This window comes from Glycomyces sp. MUSA5-2, assembly GCF_037034145.1.
Classification (GTDB): Bacteria; Actinomycetota; Actinomycetes; order Mycobacteriales; family Micromonosporaceae; genus Glycomyces; species Glycomyces artemisiae.
Window position 1 is genome coordinate 1,178,366 of the sequence record NZ_JBAGKG010000001.1, and the last position, 20,728, is coordinate 1,199,093.

29 protein-coding genes are annotated in these 20,728 nt (G+C 71.5%); 3 read left to right on the forward strand and 26 right to left on the reverse strand.

Features of this window, described 5'->3' with window-relative positions; translation table 11 throughout:
• Window positions 1-136 precede the first annotated feature (136 nt).
• Complete coding sequence (locus WA640_RS05525) at window positions 137-1,279, forward strand: amidohydrolase (protein WP_335986495.1); 1,143 nt, start codon at window positions 137-139, stop codon at window positions 1,277-1,279.
• 54 nt (window positions 1,280-1,333) lie between these two features.
• Here WA640_RS05525 and WA640_RS05530 read toward each other — a convergent pair whose 3' ends face one another.
• The 25 genes from WA640_RS05530 to WA640_RS05650 form a co-directional block, all read right to left on the reverse strand.
• The gene (locus WA640_RS05530; protein ID WP_106364115.1) at window positions 1,334-1,549 is read right to left on the reverse strand and encodes a hypothetical protein; all 216 of its coding nucleotides are present in this window, start codon (window positions 1,547-1,549) and stop codon (window positions 1,334-1,336) included.
• Between the two features lie 541 nt (window positions 1,550-2,090).
• Entirely contained in the window at window positions 2,091-3,539 is a 1,449-nt protein-coding gene (locus WA640_RS05535; RefSeq protein ID WP_335986497.1) for a tyrosine-type recombinase/integrase, read from the reverse strand.
• 14 nt (window positions 3,540-3,553) lie between these two features.
• On the reverse strand, window positions 3,554-3,808 hold the full coding sequence (locus tag WA640_RS05540) for a helix-turn-helix transcriptional regulator (RefSeq protein ID WP_335986498.1): 255 nt from the start codon (window positions 3,806-3,808) through the stop codon (window positions 3,554-3,556).
• Between the two features lie 163 nt (window positions 3,809-3,971).
• On the reverse strand, window positions 3,972-4,985 hold the full coding sequence (locus WA640_RS05545; RefSeq protein ID WP_335986499.1) for an AAA family ATPase: 1,014 nt from the start codon (window positions 4,983-4,985) through the stop codon (window positions 3,972-3,974).
• Window positions 4,986-5,038: 53 nt separating this feature from the next.
• Window positions 5,039-5,941, reverse strand: coding sequence for a bifunctional DNA primase/polymerase (locus tag WA640_RS05550; protein ID WP_335986500.1), 903 nt, complete (start codon window positions 5,939-5,941; stop codon window positions 5,039-5,041).
• A 17-nt stretch (window positions 5,942-5,958) separates the two neighbouring features.
• Complete coding sequence (locus tag WA640_RS05555; protein WP_335986501.1) at window positions 5,959-6,195, reverse strand: hypothetical protein; 237 nt, start codon at window positions 6,193-6,195, stop codon at window positions 5,959-5,961.
• 57 nt (window positions 6,196-6,252) lie between these two features.
• Window positions 6,253-6,435, reverse strand: a complete 183-nt coding sequence (locus WA640_RS05560; RefSeq protein ID WP_335986502.1) for a hypothetical protein — start codon at window positions 6,433-6,435, stop codon at window positions 6,253-6,255.
• A gap of 20 nt (window positions 6,436-6,455) precedes the next feature.
• The gene (locus WA640_RS05565) at window positions 6,456-6,917 is read right to left on the reverse strand and encodes a Pycsar system effector family protein (RefSeq protein ID WP_335986503.1); all 462 of its coding nucleotides are present in this window, start codon (window positions 6,915-6,917) and stop codon (window positions 6,456-6,458) included.
• A gap of 29 nt (window positions 6,918-6,946) precedes the next feature.
• Window positions 6,947-7,165 carry a hypothetical protein gene (locus WA640_RS05570; protein ID WP_335986504.1) on the reverse strand — a complete coding sequence of 73 codons (219 nt, stop codon included), beginning with the start codon at window positions 7,163-7,165 and terminating at the stop codon, window positions 6,947-6,949.
• A 25-nt stretch (window positions 7,166-7,190) separates the two neighbouring features.
• Window positions 7,191-7,358 carry a hypothetical protein gene (locus tag WA640_RS05575; RefSeq protein ID WP_335986506.1) on the reverse strand — a complete coding sequence of 56 codons (168 nt, stop codon included), beginning with the start codon at window positions 7,356-7,358 and terminating at the stop codon, window positions 7,191-7,193.
• Between the two features lie 56 nt (window positions 7,359-7,414).
• A complete protein-coding gene (locus WA640_RS05580) occupies window positions 7,415-7,552 on the reverse strand; it encodes a hypothetical protein (protein ID WP_335986507.1) in 138 nt (45 codons plus the stop codon).
• Window positions 7,553-7,864: 312 nt separating this feature from the next.
• On the reverse strand, window positions 7,865-8,029 hold the full coding sequence (locus tag WA640_RS05585) for a hypothetical protein (RefSeq protein ID WP_335986508.1): 165 nt from the start codon (window positions 8,027-8,029) through the stop codon (window positions 7,865-7,867).
• 216 nt (window positions 8,030-8,245) lie between these two features.
• Window positions 8,246-10,390: a hypothetical protein gene (locus WA640_RS05590; RefSeq protein WP_335986509.1), complete on the reverse strand. Its 2,145-nt coding sequence runs from the start codon at window positions 10,388-10,390 to the stop codon at window positions 8,246-8,248.
• Between the two features lie 93 nt (window positions 10,391-10,483).
• Window positions 10,484-12,379 (reverse strand): hypothetical protein, encoded by a 1,896-nt coding sequence (locus WA640_RS05595; RefSeq protein ID WP_335986510.1) that lies wholly within the window; start codon window positions 12,377-12,379, stop codon window positions 10,484-10,486.
• 12 nt (window positions 12,380-12,391) lie between these two features.
• Window positions 12,392-12,598, reverse strand: a complete 207-nt coding sequence (locus WA640_RS05600; RefSeq protein ID WP_335986511.1) for a hypothetical protein — start codon at window positions 12,596-12,598, stop codon at window positions 12,392-12,394.
• Between the two features lie 92 nt (window positions 12,599-12,690).
• Entirely contained in the window at window positions 12,691-13,977 is a 1,287-nt protein-coding gene (locus WA640_RS05605) for a DUF2637 domain-containing protein (RefSeq protein ID WP_335986512.1), read from the reverse strand.
• Window positions 13,974-14,516, reverse strand: coding sequence for a hypothetical protein (locus WA640_RS05610; RefSeq protein WP_335986513.1), 543 nt, complete (start codon window positions 14,514-14,516; stop codon window positions 13,974-13,976). The genes WA640_RS05605 and WA640_RS05610 overlap by 4 nt, the downstream gene beginning before the upstream one ends.
• Complete coding sequence (locus tag WA640_RS05615; RefSeq protein WP_335986514.1) at window positions 14,516-14,701, reverse strand: hypothetical protein; 186 nt, start codon at window positions 14,699-14,701, stop codon at window positions 14,516-14,518. Before WA640_RS05615 ends, WA640_RS05610 begins: the two co-directional genes overlap by 1 nt.
• Entirely contained in the window at window positions 14,698-15,282 is a 585-nt protein-coding gene (locus WA640_RS05620) for an RRQRL motif-containing zinc-binding protein (RefSeq protein ID WP_335986516.1), read from the reverse strand. Before WA640_RS05620 ends, WA640_RS05615 begins: the two co-directional genes overlap by 4 nt.
• On the reverse strand, window positions 15,283-15,948 hold the full coding sequence (locus tag WA640_RS05625) for a GGDEF domain-containing protein (RefSeq protein ID WP_335986517.1): 666 nt from the start codon (window positions 15,946-15,948) through the stop codon (window positions 15,283-15,285).
• On the reverse strand, window positions 15,945-16,451 hold the full coding sequence (locus WA640_RS05630; protein ID WP_335986518.1) for a hypothetical protein: 507 nt from the start codon (window positions 16,449-16,451) through the stop codon (window positions 15,945-15,947). The genes WA640_RS05625 and WA640_RS05630 overlap by 4 nt, the downstream gene beginning before the upstream one ends.
• Before the next feature lie 134 nt (window positions 16,452-16,585).
• Window positions 16,586-17,059, reverse strand: coding sequence for a single-stranded DNA-binding protein (ssb, locus tag WA640_RS05635; RefSeq protein ID WP_335986519.1), 474 nt, complete (start codon window positions 17,057-17,059; stop codon window positions 16,586-16,588).
• A gap of 97 nt (window positions 17,060-17,156) precedes the next feature.
• The gene (locus WA640_RS05640; RefSeq protein ID WP_335986520.1) at window positions 17,157-17,768 is read right to left on the reverse strand and encodes an NUDIX domain-containing protein; all 612 of its coding nucleotides are present in this window, start codon (window positions 17,766-17,768) and stop codon (window positions 17,157-17,159) included.
• An 86-nt stretch (window positions 17,769-17,854) separates the two neighbouring features.
• Window positions 17,855-18,088 (reverse strand): hypothetical protein, encoded by a 234-nt coding sequence (locus tag WA640_RS05645; RefSeq protein ID WP_335986522.1) that lies wholly within the window; start codon window positions 18,086-18,088, stop codon window positions 17,855-17,857.
• The gene (locus WA640_RS05650) at window positions 18,088-18,600 is read right to left on the reverse strand and encodes a hypothetical protein (protein WP_335986523.1); all 513 of its coding nucleotides are present in this window, start codon (window positions 18,598-18,600) and stop codon (window positions 18,088-18,090) included. Before WA640_RS05650 ends, WA640_RS05645 begins: the two co-directional genes overlap by 1 nt.
• A 130-nt stretch (window positions 18,601-18,730) precedes the next feature.
• Between WA640_RS05650 and WA640_RS05655 the strand changes: the two genes are divergently transcribed.
• Window positions 18,731-19,525 (forward strand): GntR family transcriptional regulator, encoded by a 795-nt coding sequence (locus WA640_RS05655; protein WP_335986524.1) that lies wholly within the window; start codon window positions 18,731-18,733, stop codon window positions 19,523-19,525.
• The gene (locus tag WA640_RS05660; protein ID WP_335986525.1) at window positions 19,525-20,436 is read left to right on the forward strand and encodes a DMT family transporter; all 912 of its coding nucleotides are present in this window, start codon (window positions 19,525-19,527) and stop codon (window positions 20,434-20,436) included. Before WA640_RS05655 ends, WA640_RS05660 begins: the two co-directional genes overlap by 1 nt.
• 65 nt (window positions 20,437-20,501) lie before the next feature.
• Here the strand turns inward: WA640_RS05660 and WA640_RS05665 are convergent.
• The coding region (locus tag WA640_RS05665) for a hypothetical protein (protein ID WP_335986527.1) at window positions 20,502-20,728 on the reverse strand (227 nt) is incomplete at its 5' end.

The following is a 20,728-nucleotide window of genomic DNA, read 5'->3' on the forward strand; positions in this document are numbered from 1 at the left end:
ACCGCGAGCAGCGTCGTGAACCGCGGTCGCTGATTCGGGTGAGGGCCGGTCACAATACGGTCAACAATTAGCCGCTCGGCTAGTTGATGCGGCAGGATTGGGCGGCAAGCTGCTGTCGAATTCCGAAGGCGGGTCCATGTCCCATGCCGCGTACGCGCTCACCGGCGCGACGATCGTCCCCATCACGTCGGCTCCGATCGAGCAGGGCGTCATCATCGTCGAGGACGGCCGCATCAGCGCCGTCGGCGGCCCCGACCTCGCCGTCCCCGCGGGCACCGAAGTCATCGACGCTTCCGGCAAGTGGATCGTCCCGGGCCTCATCGACGCCCACACCCACCTCGGCGTCCACGAGACCGGCGAGGGCTGGGCGGGCGACGACACCAACGAGATGACCGACCCGAACACCGCGCACGTGCGGGCCCTGGACGGCATCAACCCGAGCGAGCCCGGCTTCGCCGACGCGCTCACCGGCGGCGTCCTCACCGCGTGCGTCAACCCCGGGTCCGGGAACGTCATCGGCGGCGAGTGCGTCGTCGTCAAGACCGCCGGGGGCCGGCGCGTCGACGACCTCGTGGTCCGCTCCCCCGCCGGGATCAAGTCGGCGCTCGGCGAGAACCCGAAGCGCGTGTACGGCGAGAAGGGCCAAACCCCCAAGACCCGCATGGGGACCGCGGGCGTGCTCCGGTCGGCGTTCATCGCCGCCGAGAAGCACCGCGCCTCCGAGAACCCCGACCGGGACCTGAAGCTGGAGAACCTCGTCAAGGTCCTCGACCGCGAGATCCCCTGGCGCCAGCACTGCCACCGCGCCGACGACATCGCCACGGCGATCCGCGTCGCCGACGAGTTCGGGTACCAGCTGGTGCTCGACCACGGGACCGAGGCGCACCTGCTCGCCGACGTCATCGCCGAGAAGGGCATCCCGGTCCTGTTCGGGCCCTTGCTGACCGCGCGCGCGAAGGTCGAGACCGCGAAGCGGTTCCCCGCGAACGCCGTGAAGATGGCCGAGGCGGGCGTCAAGCTCGTCATCATGACCGACCACCCGGTCGTGCCGATCCAGTACCTGATCGTGCAGGTCATGGAGTGCGTGAAGGCGGGCCTGGACCGCGAGACCGCGCTGCGGGCCGTGACGATCAACCCCGCGGAGGTCCTGGGCGTGGCCGACCGGCTCGGCTCGCTCGAAGCGGGCAAGGACGCGGACTTCTGCGTGTGGTCGGGCGACCCGCTCGACTACTACTCGACGGTGGAGCGCGCGTACATCGACGGCGTGCAGGTCAACTAAGCGACACGACAAGGGCCCGGGAGGCATGCCTCCCGGGCCCTGACCGTGTTCGCGCTATGCGGCGCGGCGGACGTCGGCGCGCGACGGCAGGGCCGCGAGCTCGCCGCGGACGCGCAGGTCGCGGGCGATGAAGCCGTGCCGTGCGGCGGCGAAGCCGCCGACGATGCGGTCGAGCAGCGTGGGCCGGTCCTCGACCACTGGCGCGTTCGGCAGGGCCGACTCGGCCTCGGTCTTGAGCATCTGGATCGCGAGCATGGCGTAGTGGTCCATGGTGTTTCCTTCCGGGCGGTGATGCACGATGCGTGCCGCGCCGGTGCGGCATGAGGCCCGACCGGATCGCGGTCCCCCGGGGCCTCGCCGACTACTCTGCCCGTCCGGTGTCACCGGCTCATTACGCCCCAGCAAACCCTCGGGCAAGCCTCGTGAACACCAAGGTGCCGATCATGCCCCACGTCACAGCTCCGAGGCCGCGGGAAACCCGCTCATCACCGCCAGCGCCCGGTACTTACGCGAGACCGCCGCGTCGCCCTCGACTCGCGGCGACCGACGCGATCCCAGGGACGATGCCCTACCGCTCGCTGATCCCCGAACCGGTCTCTGGCGGCGCCGCGGGATTCCTGGACCTCCTGCTCAACGGCATCCGGCCCTGACAACGAAAAAGAACGGCGCGGGCCGCGGCCCCGCACCGTCCAAGATGGTGGGCCCCCTCGGACTCGAACCGAGAACCTACGATTTCAAAAATAGGGCTTGACCTGCATGAATGCAGATACCCCGCGGAGTGTATCCACGGGGTATCCACAGGGGTGGTGTTCTACCCAAGATCCCTGGTCTTGAAGAACCTGCCGACCCGCTCGCGCCACTTGTTCTGGAGCTTGCGAATGACCTTGTCGTAGACCCGGTGGAGCATCTCCACGGTGTGCCCGGCGATCTCGGCGACCTCAGCAGGCGGCACGCCAAGGTACAGCAGTAGGCAGATGCCCGACTTCCGGAGCATGTAGGGCGACTTCAGGACCTTCCGCTTCTGCTCAACCGGACCGAGCCCGTAGGCCCTGGCGAGCGTCCATAGCAGCCACATGGTGCCCGGCACGATGGGCCCGCCTGAAGGCGTGGCGAAGAGGCGGCCGTCCGGCTGCACGCCGAAGGTCGCGATGTGCCACTTCAGGTACCGCACGAGCGGCGGCGGCATGATGCCATGCCGGACCTGTCCGATCGCGCGACCCTTGAGTGGCCGCGCCTCGTGCGCCTGCCCGTCGTCGGTCCAGTCCTTGCCGACGTAGGTCAGTGCCCCGTCGAGGTCGAGGTCTCCCCAGGCGTCAGGACCGGCCTCGTCGGGCGGGAAGATGCACTGGTAGTCGCGGAGGTTGGCGACCTCCTCGGGGCGCATGACCGAGTAGTACTCGCAGGCGAAGGCCGCAACGTACCGCAGCCCGGTCGGCCACACATAGCTGACGGCCGCGAACATCGATTCGGCTTGCTCAATGTCGCCGACCTCGCGTTCGTCCAACTCGTCCACGACCCGAAACCCGGTCGGTCGTTCCCAGTCAAGCTTCGGGTGGTGCAGCGGGTTGGCGTCGAGTCGGTCTTTGATCACCGCGTAATTGAGCGCGCCGAGCAGGAGCGTCTTGCGCTTCTCGAAGGTCTTGGGGGAGGCTCGGATGCGGACGGTGTACGAGCGGTCCTCGTACTTCATGGTCATCTCGTCCAGGAGCGCGGAGAGCACGTCGAGGTCGGACAGGATGTCGATTGGCGGACTGGACTCTTCGACCCAGCCGAGGATGTCGATGGTGAGGTCATCGGCGTCATCGAGGTTCTTGGACGGGTTGAACGCCCAGTTCCGCAACGCGAGGTTGAGGGCTTTCGGCGTGATCCAATCGGGTCTCGGTGGCAGCAGCGCAACCATGATGTCCCGGGCGTAGTCCGAGATGGCTGTGTGGTAGTTCCCGGACCGCTTGCCCCACTTGTACTGTGCGAACTCCTCCAGATGCTCGTAGACGCTCATCCGCGCAGTGCGCGCCTCTAGTTCGGCCTGCGCCTGTTCCTTCGCCTTGCGTTCTTCCAGGACCGGCAGGGGCAGTCCGGTCTCCATGTCAAACTCGACGCCCTTGCCGCGCCAGAACTCCAGCATCGCGACTTGACCCTTTGCCTGGCCTGGGGTCGCGTAGTACTCGCTGTGCGGTTTGGTGCCCTTGCCGGTGCGCCAGCGGACATTGTGGGGGCGCCGGGTAGCGCGCTTGACGATCCTCGTCTTGAAGATGACCACGTCTCGGGTGGTGCTCACGCGCGGACCTCCGCTTCCTCGCGCAGGCTCTCCAGCCAGCGGTCGAAGTCGTCCTCTCGGCAGACGACGCGACCGTTCGGGAGCTTGTAGCAGTCGGGCCCTTTGCCGCAGGCGCGCCACTCCTGCCAGGTGCGGCGGGAGACGCCGAGCAGTTCGAGCATCTCGGAGACTCCGAGCAGCCGGGCCCGGTAGTGCTCTCTGCGGGCGGCGCGACGCCGGGCGCCGATCTCCCTTGCGCTCCTCTGTGTCATGCTGGGGTCACAACCTTTCTAGATCGGGCCTCGGCGGGCTTCCAACTCGCGCCGGGGCCTGTGTCGTTCTCGGGTTGAACCCTTTTGAACCCTTTCGATGAACCCGCATCTAGCTGGGCTTATACCGGTAAAGGGTTCAAAGGGTTCAAAGTTTCAAAGGGGTTCAGAACAGTCCCTCGGCGTCAACGCCGGACTCGACAGCGACCCACCGCCCACGCTCCTTGGGCGTGAACCAGCCATCCTTGGCGCCGCGGCGCAGCGCGGTCTTGACCGACTCGGGATTGAGCCCGGTACCGGTCGCGATGGCGCCGGGCCCAGACTCGGGGTTCTCCAGCAGCCAGTCGTAGACGGTGGTGTGGTTGTCGGTCTGGGTGAGGCGGCGGGGGTCGCCGTCGAGGAGGGTCCAGGCGCCGCGGGTGGGGTCGAACGCGAACCCGTGCTCCACTTCCTCCACATCGCGGCCGGTGATGTGCAGGAGCCCGTCGGCTTTGCCGCGGCCTCGCTTGAGGACCAGGGTTGCGTCGGCGGCGCCTGCAATGCCGTTGGTGCCGGAGACCTCGGAGAGGAAGTCGTCGGACCCGGCCTTGCGAACGTGGTGGACGACTACGAAGGCGACGGCGTGCTTGTCGGCGAGGCGCTTGATGGCGCCGATCGCGGCGTAGTCGGCGTCGTAGGCGTTCGTGCCCGGGCCCGCGGCGGCGGGTCGGATCTTGGCGAACACGTCGACCACGACCAGGCGGGCCCGGGGGTGGTTGGTCAGCCAGGCGTCGATCGCGTCGGCGCCGCCGTGGTCGAGGCGCGGGCACTCGGTGACGATGGTGAGGTCCTCGGGAGCGGCCGAGCCCGCGAGGATGGTCCGCATCCGGGCCTGAAGCCTGCGCGCGGTGTCTTCCAATGCGAGGTAGAGGACTTCGCCTTGTTCGACGGGGATGGACCCGAAGGCGTCGTCGCCGCGGGCGATGGCGAGGGCGAGCCCGAAGCCCGCCCAGGACTTGCCGACCTTCGGGGGCCCGCACAGCAGGTTGACGCCCTCGCAGATCATGCCGGGCACGGCCCATTTCGGTTCGGGGAACACCGCGGCGGCGAGTTCGGCGGCGCTCCAGGAGGTCTGGCGCTTGGGCGGTGCGAAGACGCCCGGGTCGTCGGGCGGGAGGCCGTCGGGGCCGGATTCGAACATCGTGCGCTCCTTCGGTGTCGCAGATACCTAAGTGCTTTGCTGCCGTGCGGTGCTCAGTCGAGGTCGAAGACGCGCGGGTTCTTCGCTCCGGCGGTGAGGCCGGAGGTGATGGTGCGGGCGGTCTCCAGCTCGGTGAGGCCCGCGGCGCGGGCGGCGGCGGTGAGCGGCTCGGCGGCCTCGGTGTCGGTGAGGTAGCCGGAGGCGGCGAGCTGGCCGAGAGCAACCGCGGCGCAGTAGAGGCGGTGGTTGCGCCCGCCTTCGGCAGTGGTGGCGACGGCGGTCGTCTCGCGGTTGATCGCGGCAGCGAGGTAGGCCGCGAGGCGGGCCGAGCGACGCTCGCGGCGGGCCAGTCGCGCGGGCGCCGGCACGGTCCTCGCCGCCGCGGGGGCGGGCCGGTCGGCAGGGGTGAGGCGGTCGGCGAGCCAGGCCGGGAGCGGCGCGGGCTCGCCGCCGTTGACGGTGTCGTAGGTGCCGGTGTCGGTGGCTGACCCGGGCGCGACGACGTACCCGCCGCCTGCCCTCGTGTCGACCAGGTAGGCGAGCTTCGAGGCGGTGTTGCGGGCGGCGAGGTCGTCGGGGCGCGCGAAGTACAGGTGCCAGCCGCCGGAGGGCGTGCGGACGGTGAAGGTCTCGCCGAAGCCGGTCTCGCCGCCCGCTTCGGCGGCGAGGGCGTCATAGCCGACGGCGCCGGTGTAGATCGAGCCGTCGGGGTTGTAGCGCTGCTGTCCGGGCTTGGGCCGGTCGAGGTCGATCACGAGCAGTCCGGCGGGGCCGGTGGCGAGGCCGATGTTCCACGCCCCGGCGCGCCAGCACCGTTCGATGCGGTCGGGGTCGGTGGTCGCGCGGGTCTCCCACTGCTTGATTGCGGGGCGCTTGCCGCCTTCGGCGAGGGGGAAGACGGGCCAGCCGCGGGCGGCGAGGTCGAGCGCGGCGTCGAGCAGTCCGTTGGTCGTCATGGGTGTGCTCCCTCGATTTAGTAGTCGTCGTCGGGGTCGCGGAGGTCGCGTTCGTAGGCGGCGTAGGCGAGGTCGTCGGCGCAGCCGCACTCGCCCCAGGTGAGGTCGAGGCACCAGGGGCAGCAGTCGCATTCGCCGTCCGGGTCGAGGTCGGTCAGGCACCGGGGGCAGGTGCGGGCCGACGGGTGGCAGTGCGGGCACGCCTCGGCGAAGGGGTCGTAGACGAGCTGGCATTCAGCGCAGAAGGCCATCACGGCGGTGTCTCCTCTCGGGTTGGGGCCCGGCCCCTCGCGGGGCCGGGCCGGTCGGGCCTAGTACCAGCCGGTGCAGTCGTCGCAGTCGCACGAGGGGCTGTGGTCGCCTTCGTCCCAGCAGACGCACCCGTAGGTGCCGCCGCCGTGCTCGAAGGTCCCGCCGCAGTCGAGGCAGCAGCGGCAGTCCTCGGTGGTCCCGCAGACGGGGCACTCGTCGGTCGTGGCGATGGGTGTGGTCATGGGTGTGCTCCTTCGGTGTGTCAGGTGGTGGCGGCGAGGATGAGGGTGAGGGCGGCGAGGGCCGCGGCGGCGGTCGCGGTGGTGAGGGCGCGGCGCAGCCACCTGTACTTGCGGTCGAGGATCGCGGCGAGGTCGCAGACTTCGGCGGCGAGGGAGGCGCGCAGGACGCGGGGGTCGTTGCCTTCCAGGAAGTCCAGGAGGGCATCGCTGTCGCGGTGGCGCTTGCCCGGGGCGGTGCCGCGGCGGGGCCACAGGACCGCGCCGAGTTCGCCGAGGACGGCGAACCCGAGTGCGGCGGCGGCCCAGCCGACGGCGGCGACGGGTCCGGGGAGGCCGACGAGGGCTCCGGCGGCGATGGCGGCGGCGAGCCCGGGGACGACGGCCCCGGCGAGGGCGGCGGCTTTCGTGTCGGCCTGCTGGGTCTGGGTGCGGGCGTGCGCCCGGCGCTCGCGCAGCTCGGTGTCGATCGCGGTGGGGTCCAAGGCGGTCGCTCCGTTCGGGTCGTTGTGGGCTAGCTGTAGAGGCACCAGTCGCACTCGCAGTCGGTGCCGTGGTGGAAGCCCCCGCCGCCGTCGCAGAAGACTCCGGGCGCGGGGAGGTCGCCGCAGTCGGGGCAGACGGGTTCGTCGTCGTCCGGGTCGGGGCCGTATCCGGTGTTGAGGTGCCCGCATTGCAGGCACAGGCCGAGGGCGTTGGTCTGGGTGTCGCAGCCGTTCTCGCAGTAGTCCATGGGTCTCCTTCGCTGGTCGTGCTGGCTAGTCCTCGTCGGCGTAGAGCCAGGCGCAGTGTTCGTTGCAGGCGGCGAGTTCGTCGGCGGTGTGGTCGTCGTAGGGGCGGTAGCAGAGGATGCAGCAGTAGCAGCGACCGGAGGGTTCGAAGTAGAAACCGCACTCGGTGCAGGTGTCGGTATAGGTGCCGTCCACGCGGGTGTCTCCCCTCGGTTCGGGCCCGGCCCCTCGCGGGGCCGGGCCCGGGGTGGCTAGTAGTCGCAGTCGCAGTCGAGTTCGTCGTGGATCGAGCAGCAGCCGCAGCCGCACTCCCCGTCGGGCGGGTAGATCTCGCACCGGCACCAGTGGCAGATGGGGCCTTCGTCGTCGGTGAGGAATTCGTCGTCCATGCGGGCGCTTCCTTTCGGATCGGGCCCGGCCCCGGTGTTGGGGCTGGGCGGTGTGGCTAGTCGAGGTCGGGGCTGTAGCGGTACTCCTCGTCGTTGCCGAGGCCGTACAGGTCGTGGCAGGGCTGGCAGAAGTCGCCGTTGTAGTCGGCGGTGTCGAGCTGGCACGACAGGCACAGCCCGCAGCACTCGGCGCTGTCGCGAAGCTCGCCGCAGACCGTGCAGGTGTCGTCGTCCTCGGCCGGGTCGGTGTCGTAGTCGATGTCGGTGCTCCTCTCGGATGGGGCCCGGCCCTCATCGGGCCGGGCGGGGTGGCTAGTAGCCGTCGTCGTCTAGGGCCTCGTCGAGGTCGTCGAGCACGTCGCAGGCGTTGTACTCATCAGGGGTGTGGTCGGAGAGGAAGCCCCCGCAGATCGGGCAGCAGTTGCACGAGCCGTTGTCGAAGTAGGGCCAGCCGCAGTCAGGGCAGATGTCGTCCATCGGTGTCTCCGTTCGGGTCGGGTGGGGTCTGGTAGCGGATGGCTCCGGGGCCCCTGTTTTTGGGCGCAGAGGGCTCCAGGCCCCGGGTTCGGGGTCTGTGCTGTCTGGTCGGGTTTGCTGCTACACCCCAGGTCGGGGGCGGTAGCGGATGCTGGTAGCGGCTGGTAGCGGGTCCGTGCTGCTATCTGCTGCTACGGGTGCTGCTACCGCCTGCTGCTACCGGGTCAGCGCCTCCTTTCGCGGCGCGGTCTCGGCCGCGTCGGGGTCGGCCTGGCCGGTGTCGGCGGCGGGTTCGCGGTCGAGTCCGGCGGCGATGTCGGCGAGTCGGTAGCCGCGGGGGTTGCCCTCCCAGGCGCGGCCGAGCTGGACGGGTTCGACGCCGTAGGGCGCGGCGAGTGCGGCGAGGCCGCGGGAGTCGAGCCCGGCGAAGGCGGTGTCGGCGGCGTCGAGGACGGCGAGGAGGTCGCGGGTCGGGGCGGCGTCGTGCCCGGTGGCGCGGATGTGGTTGGTCATGACGCGCAGCGCGACCTTGCCGCGGGCGAGGTGGTAGCGGGCCTCGCCGTCCTCGGTGCCGAAGCGGGTGTGGAAGACCGCGCGCAGCCGCAGCAGGTCGTTGCCGGGCCCGCCGGGGGCGGCGACCGCGACCGCAGCCCCGGTCGCGGCCGTCGCCTCGGCGGGAGCGGCCGGGGCCTGGTGCGGCTGGTCGTCGGCCGCGGCGTCGGCCGGGTGGTCGAGGGTGAACGCGGCACCGTCGCGGATGGCGTTCAGGAATGCGGCCATGCGCGGGTTGGACCAGCGGTCGCGGTAGGCGCGGGTCGCCCCGGCCGCAGCCGAGTCCTCCAGGGCGGGCCGGAACATCGCGTAGTGGCGGGCGCGCTCGGGGATGTCCTCGGTGGGCAGGTAGAAGGTCCGGCGGGCGGCCTTGCGGGAGCCGCGGGCGAGGGTGAGGACCGACCCGGGCTCGGTGAACGCGGCCGGGTCGACGCCGCCGAGGTCTCCCGACGCGATGGTGAGGGTGTTGAACACCTCCGAGGAGGAGTCGACGCGCAGGATGTTCTTGATCCCGGTCTGGGAGAGCAGGTCGCGGGCGCGGGGGCCGAGGAACGACATGGTCGCCCGCTGGGAGTAGAAGTCCACGTCCAGGCCCTCGGAGCGGTGCTTGCGGACCACGCGAATAAGCAGGTCGACGGCTTTGGCCTTGAGGGGGTCGGTCATGGCCTCGGCGGTGAGGTCGGCGATCTCATCGATCATGAGCCGGATCGCGGGCAGCTCCATCGAGGGCTGGATCTTGTCGCCGCGGCGCCCGCGCGCGCGGATGGCGGCGATGCGGTCGAGTTCGAAGGCCATGGCGAGCACGTCGGCGGGCGTGAACCCGACCCAGTCGAACACGGGCGCAGGGACCTGCCCGCGCGCGAAGGGCTCCAGCCAGTGGCGGACCACGCTGCCTTCCTTGAAATCGATGATCCAGACCAGGCAGTCGGCGCAGGAGGCGTAGTTGTCGATCATGACGTTCTGAAGGCCCGTCTTGCCTGCGTCGCGCTGCCCGATGGCGGAGCTGGTCTGGTAGGCGTAAACCTCGGCGGCGTCCTCGCCGTCCTCAAACTTCCCGGTCGCAAGCGGGTCGAGGATGGAGCGCGGGTCGGCCGGGACCGGCGGCATGGGGAGCACGTCGGCGAGGATCGAGCGGCGGGCGCAGGTCAAGCGGACGCGCCCGACGTGGTAGCCCTTGGGCTGCTCCAGGCGGACCGCGCCGCGGAACGGGGCGCGAAGGGCGATCTCCAACGGCTCGATGAGGCCCAGGGCCTGACGGAACGTGGTACCGCCGGGAGCGATCTCGAAGTCGCAGACCATGCGGTCGGCGTTCGCGTCCTCGCCGACCATGGTCCACGCCTTAATCCCGGCCTTCGCGACGGCGACGGCGGTGGTCGAGCGCCGGTCGGTCACGGTCTGCTGCGCGACGTAGCGGACCTGGTGGGACCGGGCCTCGCCTGCCAGCAGCAGGGCGTAGACGATCGCGAGCGGCAGGCACGCCCCGGCGAGGACACCCAGGTGGGTCAGGGTCTGCTGCATCTGGAAGATGTCGAACGTCAGCGTGGTCGAGGCGTACGCGGACCACGCGGTCGCGACCGCTGAGCACGCGGCGGTGTAGGCGACGCCCAGCGGCCGGAACCCGGCCTTGCGGACAGCCCAGGTGAGCGTCGCCCCGGCGACGGCGCCGATCGCGGCGATGATGAGCCAGGGGAGCCCGGCGACGTAGAGGATGATGCCGACGATGTACAGGACCAGGACGCCGGTCACGGGGTTGGACCAGGCCGCGACATCCCATTCGCGCGTCCCGCTGCCGCTGCTGGTGGTGCTCATAGTGGTTGTCTCCCTTGCTCAGTGGTGGATCTGCGGGGTGCCGCCGTGCCGGGTGGCGGGGCCCGGCCGCCAAGTGACGGCCGGGCCGGTCGGTCAGTCCTGGTTGGCGGAGAAGTCGGCCATCTGCTCGTTCGGGCGCGGGTTGGACAGGCGCTTGTCGTCCTCGGCGTGGACGGCCGCGAAGATCTGCGCCGTGGTCTCGGCGCCCTGGGACAGCGACTGGAGCTGCGCGGCCATGGCCCGGTAGTTCGCGGCGGTCTCGGCCCCGGCCGGGGTCTGCTCCATCTGCTCGGCGACGGCGTTGAACGAGGCCGCGAAGTTCGCGAACATGCCCGGCGTGGCGTTGACCATGCCCTTGATGTCGAGGTAGTTGCGGAACTGGTAGCCACCCAGACTCGCGACCGACTCGGACGCGCCCTGGACGACGGGGTGGTAGTTGCTCATCTTGTGGTGCCTTTCTCGTTGTGCGGGTTGGACATTCGATCGGGGTGCGGGGATCGGGCGGGCGGCCGGGCGCGGCGTGGCGATCGGCCCCATGGACGGGCCCGGCGTCGCCTGCCGCGGCGCCGGGCGCGGCGGCGGCGAGCCCAGGCCCGCCGGGGCGGGCCCCGTCGACGCGACGGGGGCGGCATCCAGGACGATCGGGTCCGGCGTCCGCGGCGGGGCGGGAGCGGCCGGGGCGGGCGGCGCTTCGCTGCTGGCGTCGTGGCGGCGCCTGCGGTCTCCGAGCCAGTCGCCGAAGGCGCCCGCGACCCAGGCTCCGGCGCGGCCGGTGTCGGATGCCTCCTGCCGGGCGGCCCGCCAGGTGCGCCCGGCGGTGCGGGCGCTGAACATCGCGAACCCCTCAGCGAACTTCCGGGCCTTGTACCGCCGCCGCTCCCCGTCCGTGGGGATGTTGCCTTCGGGGTCGGACACGCCGTACCGGTTCTTCCGCTCGCCGGGCCCGGGTGCGGCGCCCGTGTCGCGGTTGCCGCGCGCCGCCCCCGGCTGCGGGCCGGGCCGACCGGCCGCGCCGGGGTGCGGGCGGCCCGCGGGCCCTCCCGCACCGGGGCCGGGCGCACCCGGCCCGCCGGGCGGGGTCTGGCGGCCCCGGCGGGTGAACCGGCTGAAGAGGTTGCCTCGGCCCGGCCTCGCGCCCCCGGCCGCCCCGGGCCGCCCCGGTGCCCCGGGTCCGGCCGGGCCGCCACCGGCTCCCGGGCGCGCGCCCGGCCGGGCCCCACCGGCCCCGGGGCGGGCACCGGCACGGCCGGGCCCTCCGGGGGTGCCCGCACCGGCCGGGCCCGGTCCACCGGCCCGCTTGCCCCGGCCGGGCATGAGGCGGCCCATCAGCCCGGCCCGGCCCGCGCCACCGGCCCCGGCCGGGCCTCCCTTGCGGCCCGCACCCGGCACGCCGGGGCGACCCCCGGGCTTGGCCCCGGGCCTGCCGCCCACTCCCGGGGAGGCGGCGGCCATGCCGGGCTTGCCGCCGGGGCCCGCGCCTTTGCCCTTGGCGCCAGCGGGCACCGGCCCGCGTCCCGCTCCGGCGGCCATGCCGCCGCGGGGGCCTCCCGGGCGGGCGCCGGGGCCACCGGCACCGCCGGGGACTCCGGCGCGGCGACCGCGCAGCCCGCCCGGCCCCGGGCCGCCGGGCCCGCCGGGGCGGGCCTCGCGGAGGGCCTTGCGGTGCTGGCGGGTGCGGGCGATGAGCGCGACCAGGGCGGGGATGCCGAGGGCGGCGACGACCAGGGCCGCCAGCCACCACGACATCCCGGCCTGCACGAGCCCGATCAGGACCAGGGTCCCGGCGAGCGCCAGCGGCGCAGCCCACCGCCGCAGCGGCGAGGGCTTCGGCTTCGCGCCCGGCTTGCTCGGTGCGGCGGCGGTGCCGCGGGGACCGGCCGCCGGGCCGGTCGGGGTCGCACCCGGCGCGGGCGCGGCATTGGGGCGCTCGGGCCCCGGGGCCCCGGCGGCGTCAGCCGGGGCGGGCTGGCTGGTGTTCTCGTCAGTCATGTTGGGGCCCCTCTAGAACTGGGCGATGAACGCGGTGACGCCGGAGGCGAGGCCGTAGACGACGTCGGTGGAGAAGTCGCCGAAGCCGGGGATGGCAGCCATGAAGCCGACGACGCCGAGGGTGAACAGGATCTGGCCCGCCCAGAAGTAGCGGCGCAGGGTGAACAGGCCGATCGCGAGCAGGCCGATCGAAACCATGATGATCAGAGCGGTGTTCATGAGGGTGTCTCCTTTGATGTGGTTGCGTGCGTTGGTGTTTCGGTGTCGAGGTGGTGGGGCCGGTCGAGCAGCAGCCCGGCCCCACCGGAGGGTCAGTCGGTGGAGGGTTCGGGGGCGAGGAGCCCGGCGTCGCCCAGCAGGCGCTTGGCGCGGTCGGAGCCGCAGCGCAGCGCCAGGCGGGCCCGCTTGATCGAGACGTGCCCCGCCTCGTCGCGCTCCAGGCCCTTGAGCAGGGACAGGGCCTCGGCGTCGTCCAGCCGGGCGGCGGCGCGGCCGGTGCGCTTGGCGGCCTTCGCGGGCGCCTTGCGCGGCTTGACCGGCGCGACGGGCGCGACCGGGGCCGCCTCGGTGACGGTCTCGTCCGCAGTGGCCTCGTCGGCGATCTGGGGCGGCACGAACGTGTAGACGGCGGTGTCGGTGAGCTTGCGGAGCCGGTAGGCCGCGCGGAGCTGGATCGGGGCCTTGAGGCGCCAGGCCGGGCCGTAGCGGAACCGCAGGGCCGCTTTGGCTTCCAGGCGGGTCGACTCGACCTCGCGGGCCGCATCGGCGGTGCGCACGCCCCACAGGCGCATGTGCCGCCACAGCCGCGCCGTCGTGACCGGCGCCAGCAGCCACCGCGCCAGGCCCAGGGACTCGGTGCGGGTGCCCGCGGCGAGTCCGGCGCGGACCTTGACCACGTGCGTGCCGACCTCGGAGGCGATGACCCACAGGCCCGGCAGGACCACGTGCGCGATGCGTGCCAGCGTCTCGTCATGGGCGTTGACGTTGATGTACAGCGTCGCCGCCGTCAGCACCGCCGGGACGGCCCGCAGCCACGGCATCGAGATGTTGATGCGCGCCAGCACCAGGTTGAGCGCGGCGAACGCCACGATCCCCACATCGATGCCGACCGGGATCATCCAAGCTGTGTCGCCGAAGAACGGCGACAGCGCCGCCACCTGGGTGCCGAACGAGATGATGAACCCGAGCACCGCGAGGGCGCCGACGGCGCCGATGACCAGGCTGACCACGACCCACATGCCCAGCGACAGCGGGCGCGGCCCGGCGTCCTCGGACGGCGCCGCAACGGGCTCGGAGTCGCCCTCGGGAAGCTCGTAGCCGGGTAGGCGCACGTCCGGGTAGGCCGCGTTCACCGCTCGCGCGATCGAGTCGCGGTCGGCGCCGTACAGGCCCATTCGGGTGGCGAGGGAGTTGGCCGCGCTCCACTCGTCGTACTGGCGGTCGGCCTCGGCGCGGCCCGTCGCGGGCGCGGCTTCCTCGGCCTGCCCGGCGGGCTCGGTGCCGGTCGCGGTGGCCTCAGTGTCGTTGCCGAACACCTCGTCGTTGAGGGCGTCCCAGTCGACGGGGCCGGGCTCGGGGGCGGGGGTCGCGGTGCTCATCGGCCCTCCCCGGCGGTGTCGGTGCGGAGCATGGCGAGCAGGAACCGCAGGAAGTCGGTCCCGGCGCCGAGGTCGTCGGCCACGCGCAGGACGCGGCCGAGCGCCTCGGCGCCTTCCCCGGCCTCGGTGTCGGCGTCGGCGGCGTCCATCGCCGCGACCAGCCGGACCCAGTCCGAGGCGGTCAGGGCCGCCAGGTGCGGGTAGTCGCGGGCGATCACCCGCGAGTGCGCCTCGCTGACATTCCCGTCGCGCACGGCGCGGTAGACCTCGTCCATGTCCGGCTCGGTGACCGGCTGGCGCTGCCGGGGAACCCGGGGCGTGTCGGTGCCGATGACAAGGCCGACGATGTTCGCGCCCGGCGGCACGTGGTCGATCCGGGAGGAGACCGACACGCCCTCGCCGCCGCCGACCACGCTGACCATGCCGTGCGCGTCGCAGTGCAGCGTCGCGGCGCCGACGGTCACGCTGGTGCCCGGCGCCATGGTGAACGGCGTCCCGCCGTTCACGGACACCTTGCTGTTGTGGATGTCGATGTGCATCAGGCGTAGTCCTCGCAGTCTTCGCAGTAGTCGGGGTCGTAGGCGTCGGGTCGGTAGCACTCGCTGTAGCCCGGGTCGCATCCGGCGTCGTCGCACAGCCCGCACAGCTCGGGGTAGTCGGTGTCCGCCGAGACCGCGATGTCGAAGCAGTCGCGGCAGGCGCAGTCGGTGTATCCGCTGGTCACTGGTCCTCCTCGGCGGTGTTGATGTAGTCGGGGTCGTTGTCGGGGTCGGCGTAGCAGTCGGCGGCCCAGACCCATTCCTGTTCGCCGGTCTCGGGGTCGGCGATCAGGACCATGGGTTCGTCGGCGCTGACGTCCTCGATGACGGCGTATCGGCCGCCGTCGAGGTAGACCGCGTCGCCGTAGCCGACGTACTCGCCGTCGGCGGTGGGGTAGCTGGACATGGGTCCTCCGTTCTCGTGGCAGGCGAGGCATTCACCCAGGCTGCGGGGGATGTAGTGGGGGTACTCGCGCCCGCACGTCGGGCAGATGCACTGCGCGACATGCGCTTTTAGGAGCGCGGCGAGCTGCGCGTCCGTCGCGGGGCGCTTGGCCTGCGCGAGGTCGTCGCGGTAGAGGTAGGCGAAGCGGCGCCCGCAGCGCCACCGGATCTGGGCGGCGATCGGCTGGCGGCCGGGCGTCAAGCCGCGGGCGGCGAGCTGGCGGCGGGTCGACAGGCCCTTCGGGGCGTGCCGGTAGTTGAACGTCGGCAGTCCGCCGTGCCGCTCTCCGGTCGGGTCGTCGAAGCGCGCCAGGTAGCCCATCTACGCCACCGCCTCCCGGGTCTGGGAATCGGCCGCGCCCCACCGGTCGAGGTCGCGCACCCGCACGGCCGGGCGCGTGTTCGCGGGGGCGGCGGGGTGGTCGTCGGCGGCGGGGTCGAACACCGCGAGCGGCGCGCCGGTCGACTTCGCGCGGTAGGAGGCCGCGTCGGCGCGCGCCAGCTGCGCCCCGAAGGGCGCGGCGGGGTCGTAGCCGACCGCTCCGGCCGCCATGGTCACCGGCAGGGACTGCCCGTCGGGCCCGGTGGCGGTGACGGCGAGGATTCCGGCGCCGATGGCGGCGAGCTGCTCTGAGGTGCAGGCGAGCACGAACTCATCGCCGCCGAAGCGGGCCGCGGCCCCGGAGGGCGCGACCAGGCGGCGCATCCGGGCGGCGAGGGCCTGGAGCACCGCGTCCCCGGCGGCGTGGCCGAGGGCGTCGTTGACGGCCTTGAACCGGTTGCAGTCCGCGGCCACCAGCCACACCGCCGAGCCGGAGACGCGGCGCAGGGCCCGGGCGAATCCGGCGCGGTTGTGCAGGCCGGTCAGCGCGTCGCGATGCGCGGCCCGGTGCTGGACGGCGAGCTTCCAGCCCAGCGGCCCGGCGGTCGCCGCGGCGGCGAGCAGACCCGCCGACGCGGCGGTAAGGAGGCGCGAGGAGGGCTTCACTGCGCGCCTCCGAAGTCGACGGCGACGCCGAGTTCCTTGGCCCGCTCGCGGGCGATCCGCTTGACCTGCGAGACGGCCTGCGCCTTCGTCAGGCCCTGGGCGACCAGGGCGGCGGGGACGCCCGCGCCGTAGTCGTAGACCTCCCAGCCCGCGCCGGTCTTGCCGAACGCGGCGGCGAGGTGGTAGCCCTGGTGGACGCTGTACTCCCAGTCCCACACCGCGGCAACCACGTTCTTGAGGTGCCGTCCGCCGTCCCACAGGCGGGCCTTGGGCTCGCGGGCGGTGTACGAGGCAGGGAGGACCGGGTACGCCTTCCACGACTCGAAGCGCCACCGGCACGTCTTGCGGCCGAATCGCGTGGCGACCTGGACATACATCCGGTCACCGACGTGCTCGGCGGTGTCGACGGTCTCCCAGCGGTGCGCCGGGGTGAAGACCTGGTCTCCGGCCCGCAGGCGGCTCGCGGCCTGCTCCAGCGGCTCGCGCTCCTCGTAGTCGCTCACTGCCTCACCTCGCTTTCCCTTGCTGCGCTTGCGTTCTGACTCGATTGGTTCGCTCGTCGGTCGTGAGCGGCCACCGCTCCCCCATCGCGCGCCCCGTGCCGGGCGATGGGGGACGGAGCCCCGCTCACTGGGGGCTAGAACGGGGGCTCTACGTCGAAGCCGCCGCCCGCGGCGGCGCCGACGCTCTCGCGCGGGGCCTGCTGGGACCACGGGTCCTCCGCGGGCGCGGCGCCGCTGCCGCGGGAGGTCTTGGACAGCTGCACGGTGGTCCACTGGAGCGAGGCGCCGACCTCATCGGCGACCAGCTCGATCGCCGAGCGCTTCTGCCCCTCGGCGGTCTCCCACTCCGACTGGCGCAGCTTCCCGGCCACGATCACCCGCTGCCCCTTCGACAGCGAGTTCGCCGTGTTCTCGGCGATCTGCCCGAAGGCGGTGCAGCGCATGAACAGCGTGTCGCCGTCCATCCACCGCCCGGCGGCCTGGTCGTACCGGCGCGGGGTCTGCGCCACGGTGAACCGCGCCCACGCCTTCCCGGACGCGGCGTACTTCAGCTCGGGGTCGGCCGTCAGGTTCCCGGCCACGGTGACTTCGCTGGTTCCCGCCGTCACGGGCACCACTTCCCTTCTGCACGTTCGGCTTGGCTCGTCAGCGGGCCGGGAGCCACCCGGCACCGGACGCGGCCCCGGAGGGCGCGCGTTTCGCCGGTCAGGACAGGAGGTCGCGGAGCATGTCGACGTGCGCGGGGAAGACGTGTTCGCCGCGGGCCGAGACGGCGGCGGCGAAGTCGGCGTAGGTGTCGGCGCGCAGCCACAGCGCCTGCCGCGCGTCGTCGCGGCCCTCGACCTCGGGGAAGGTGGAGGTGTGCAGGACCGCGGTGAACGGGACGGTGACCATCCAGGCGTTGCGCCCGGCCCTGGGGTCGGGGACGTAGCGGGCCCGCTGGCGGGTGAACGCGGCCTCGGTGAGGTCGAGGTTGGTCTCCTCCCACAGCTCGCGGACCACGGCGGCCTCGGGGGTCTCGTCGGGCTCCAGGCCGCCGCCGGGGACGCCGACGCCGTAGTCGTCGTCGCGCTCGATGACCAGGAGCCAGCGGCGCCCGTCGGCGTCGATGAGGGTCACGACGGCGTCGGAGGCGGCGGCCTCGCCCCAGTGCCACAGCTCGCCGCGGCCCTCGGGGAGGTCGGGCTGGATCGGGTTGACCGGCAGGCCGTTCGCGTCGAGGCTGAACCCGATGACCGCGCGGCGGCGGCGCAGGTCCCAGTCGATCGCGGCCGGGTCGGTGGCGTCGGGGCCGCCGTGGCAGGTGGTGTTGTACATGCAAGCTCCTCGTGGTCTGCGGCTTGGCTCGTCAGCGGGCCGGGGGCCACCCGGCACCGGACGCAGGCGACGCCTGCGTTTCGCCCTCAGTCGGAGTCGATCTCGTAGAGGCTCAGCCAGTTGTCGACCTCGGCGACGGTCGCTTCGTCGGCGACTTGGCCGGTCATGATGAGGTGGTTGAACAGGGCCGCAGCGGAGACGATCCCGCTTTCGAGCCGCTCGACCTGGGCGGCGAGACGCTCGATCTCCCTGCCGGTCTCCTCGGCCTGCGCGTCGATCTCGGCAAGGTCCTCGGAGGACATCCAGATACCGGCCGCCATCACGCCACCAGCTCCCCAGCGGCCCCGGCGGCGGCGAAGAACGCCGCCCGGCGCTCGCTCCGGCGGCGCAGGCGCCGCGAGGCGGCGAGGGCGACGACGCGGGCGGGGCTGGACACGTGTCCGGCGACAACCGCAGCCAGCAGGGGAGATTCGATGGGGGCGCCGAGGGCGTCGATCACGGTCACGTGCCGCGACAGCAGGCGCCGGGCGCGAGTCGCTGAGACGCCGCGGCGACGCATCACCGCGACCTTCGCGACTCGCCATTCGGCCACGGTCAACTCGACCGGCTCCCCCGCCACCGCCCGCGCCACCGCGACCTCATCGACCAGATTCGGGTCGGCCTCGCACACCTCGGGAAGTCCGGCGGCGGTCGCAGCCTCCTTGTCGGCCTGAAGCGCCACATCCCAGCACTCCGGGCACGCCGGGTGTTCCCAGGTAGAGAAGTGGTCGTGTCGACCGCGACACAACCGCGCCGCCGCCGACGCCACCGAGTGAGAACCGTTCAGCTCCATGCGTACCTCCAAGACGGGAAATCTGGCTTAAGCCAGATCTGGCTTAAGCCAGTTATACCATGGAAGATTCGACCCGCGCAAGCATCTGGCCCAAGCCAGATGCGATACGCTGAAATCCGAGGTGAAACGCATGACCGACCAGGAAACCGAACCCGAGGAGCCCGAGAAGCTCGCGCCACGTCGCCGGATGGCGAACGAACTCCGGGACGACATCAACAACGGCGACTACGAACCGGGCCAGAAGTTGCCGTCGCAGAGGGATCTTGCGGAGCGATACAACGTCGCCCGCAACACGGCGGCCGAAGCGGTAAAGATCCTCATCGCTGAGGGCCTGATCGACAACCGGGACAGAGCACGTCCCACCGTTCGGGGACCGCGGCGCCTGCTCAGGCTGGGCGCGGAGCGGTATTCGAATCGCCTTCGAGAGGAGACCGGGAAGTCACCGTTCCGCGCCGAGGTTGAGAAGCAGGGGAAGACGCCAAGGGTCGACTGCCCATCCATCACGAAGATCCGACCGCCCGCCGACATCGCAGCCCGACTCGGACTCTCTGTGGAAGGAGACTTCGTCGTCCGCCGGGAAAACTGGTACTTCGCAGATGAGGAGCCCGTCCAACTGGGCATCACGTACATCCCATGGGAGATCGCCGAGGGGACCGTGCTCGCTACCTCGGCGAACATGGGCAAGGGAAGTCTCTACGGTCGCTTCGAGGAACGCGGCCACCGCATCGCTGCGACTCGGGAGGAGGTCTCCGCCCGAATGCCGACGCCAGAAGAAACCAAGGGCCTGAAGATCCCTGCTGGCGTCCCAGTCCTCAACGTCATCCACACCGGCATTGACCAGGATGACGAGCCGTTCGAGGTCACTTGCTTCACGATGAGAGCCGATCTCAACGGGTTGGACTACCGAATTCGGATCGAGGACTAGTGGCGAGCCGCTATGCGGGAGCCCTGCGGGTAGCCGCCCTTGCGGTCCTGTGGGGCTCCGGATTCCTTTGGATCAAAATCGGCCTCGGAGGATTCTCCCCGATTCAGATCACGGCGCTACGGATGGCGCTCGGAGCTGCGGCGCTCCTGGTTATCCTGCGGTTGCAGCATCTTCGCCTGCCTTCGGACCGGGGCACGTGGGGCCATCTGCTGGTTGCGGCTCTCTTCGGCAACACGGTTCCCTACCTGCTGTTCGGCATCGGGGAACAAACGATCTCGTCGGCAGCCGCAGGCGTCATCAACGCATCGACGCCCCTGTGGACCGTGTTGTTCATGGTGCTCGCGTACCGCAGCGGAAGATCGGCGCGACGGAACGCGTGGAGCCTGATCCTCGGATTCGTCGGCGTCCTGCTCATCTTCTCCCCGTGGAACCTTGGTGCCGATATCGCAAGTTGGGGCGGTGTGGCGTGCCTCGCCGCGGCAGCTTCATACGGTGTCAGCTACGTTTACATCGGACACTTCCTCGCCAAGCGCGAGCTCGGCGTGATCCGCATGGCCGCAGGGCAGCTCATCTGCGCTACCGCACTCAGCGCTGCCCTGGTTCCGTTCCTCGGGTGGCCGACGCCGCAGCTCGAATCCGGGCCCATTCTCGCGGTACTCGTGCTCGGCGTCCTCGGGACCGGCCTCGCATACCTGCTGAACTACCGAATCATCACAGATGACGGGCCTACTGCTGCTTCGATCGTGGTCTATCTTCTCCCCGTCGTTTCCGTACTACTCGGATCACTCGTTCTCGACGAACAGCTTGAACTCCACGTCCTTGCCGGTATGGCGGTTGTGCTTCTCGCAGCTGGGCTTCGGAGGAGCAACGGTCAAGCGGCGAGCACTCCGGAGACCAAACCAGCAACATAGCGACCTACCAACTCTTCTGCCTTGAACGGTGGTGGCGTCTCCGTGGTGTCGGGCCGCCCCGTCGGTTAGGTGGCGAGGTAGTCGCGTACGCGCTCGTACTGCGTGTCGCGCCAGTCCTGGGGACGGCCGGTCGCGGTGCCGCGCCAGACGACGCCGCCGAGGCGGCTGCCCGTCCAGTAGAACGTGGCGACCTGCTCGTCGGGGGCGCGGCCGACACACAGCACCAGAGCCCCGTCCAGCCGGTTGGCATCGAAGTACAGTTCGACAATCTCGCTGCGGTCGTCCCAGGTCT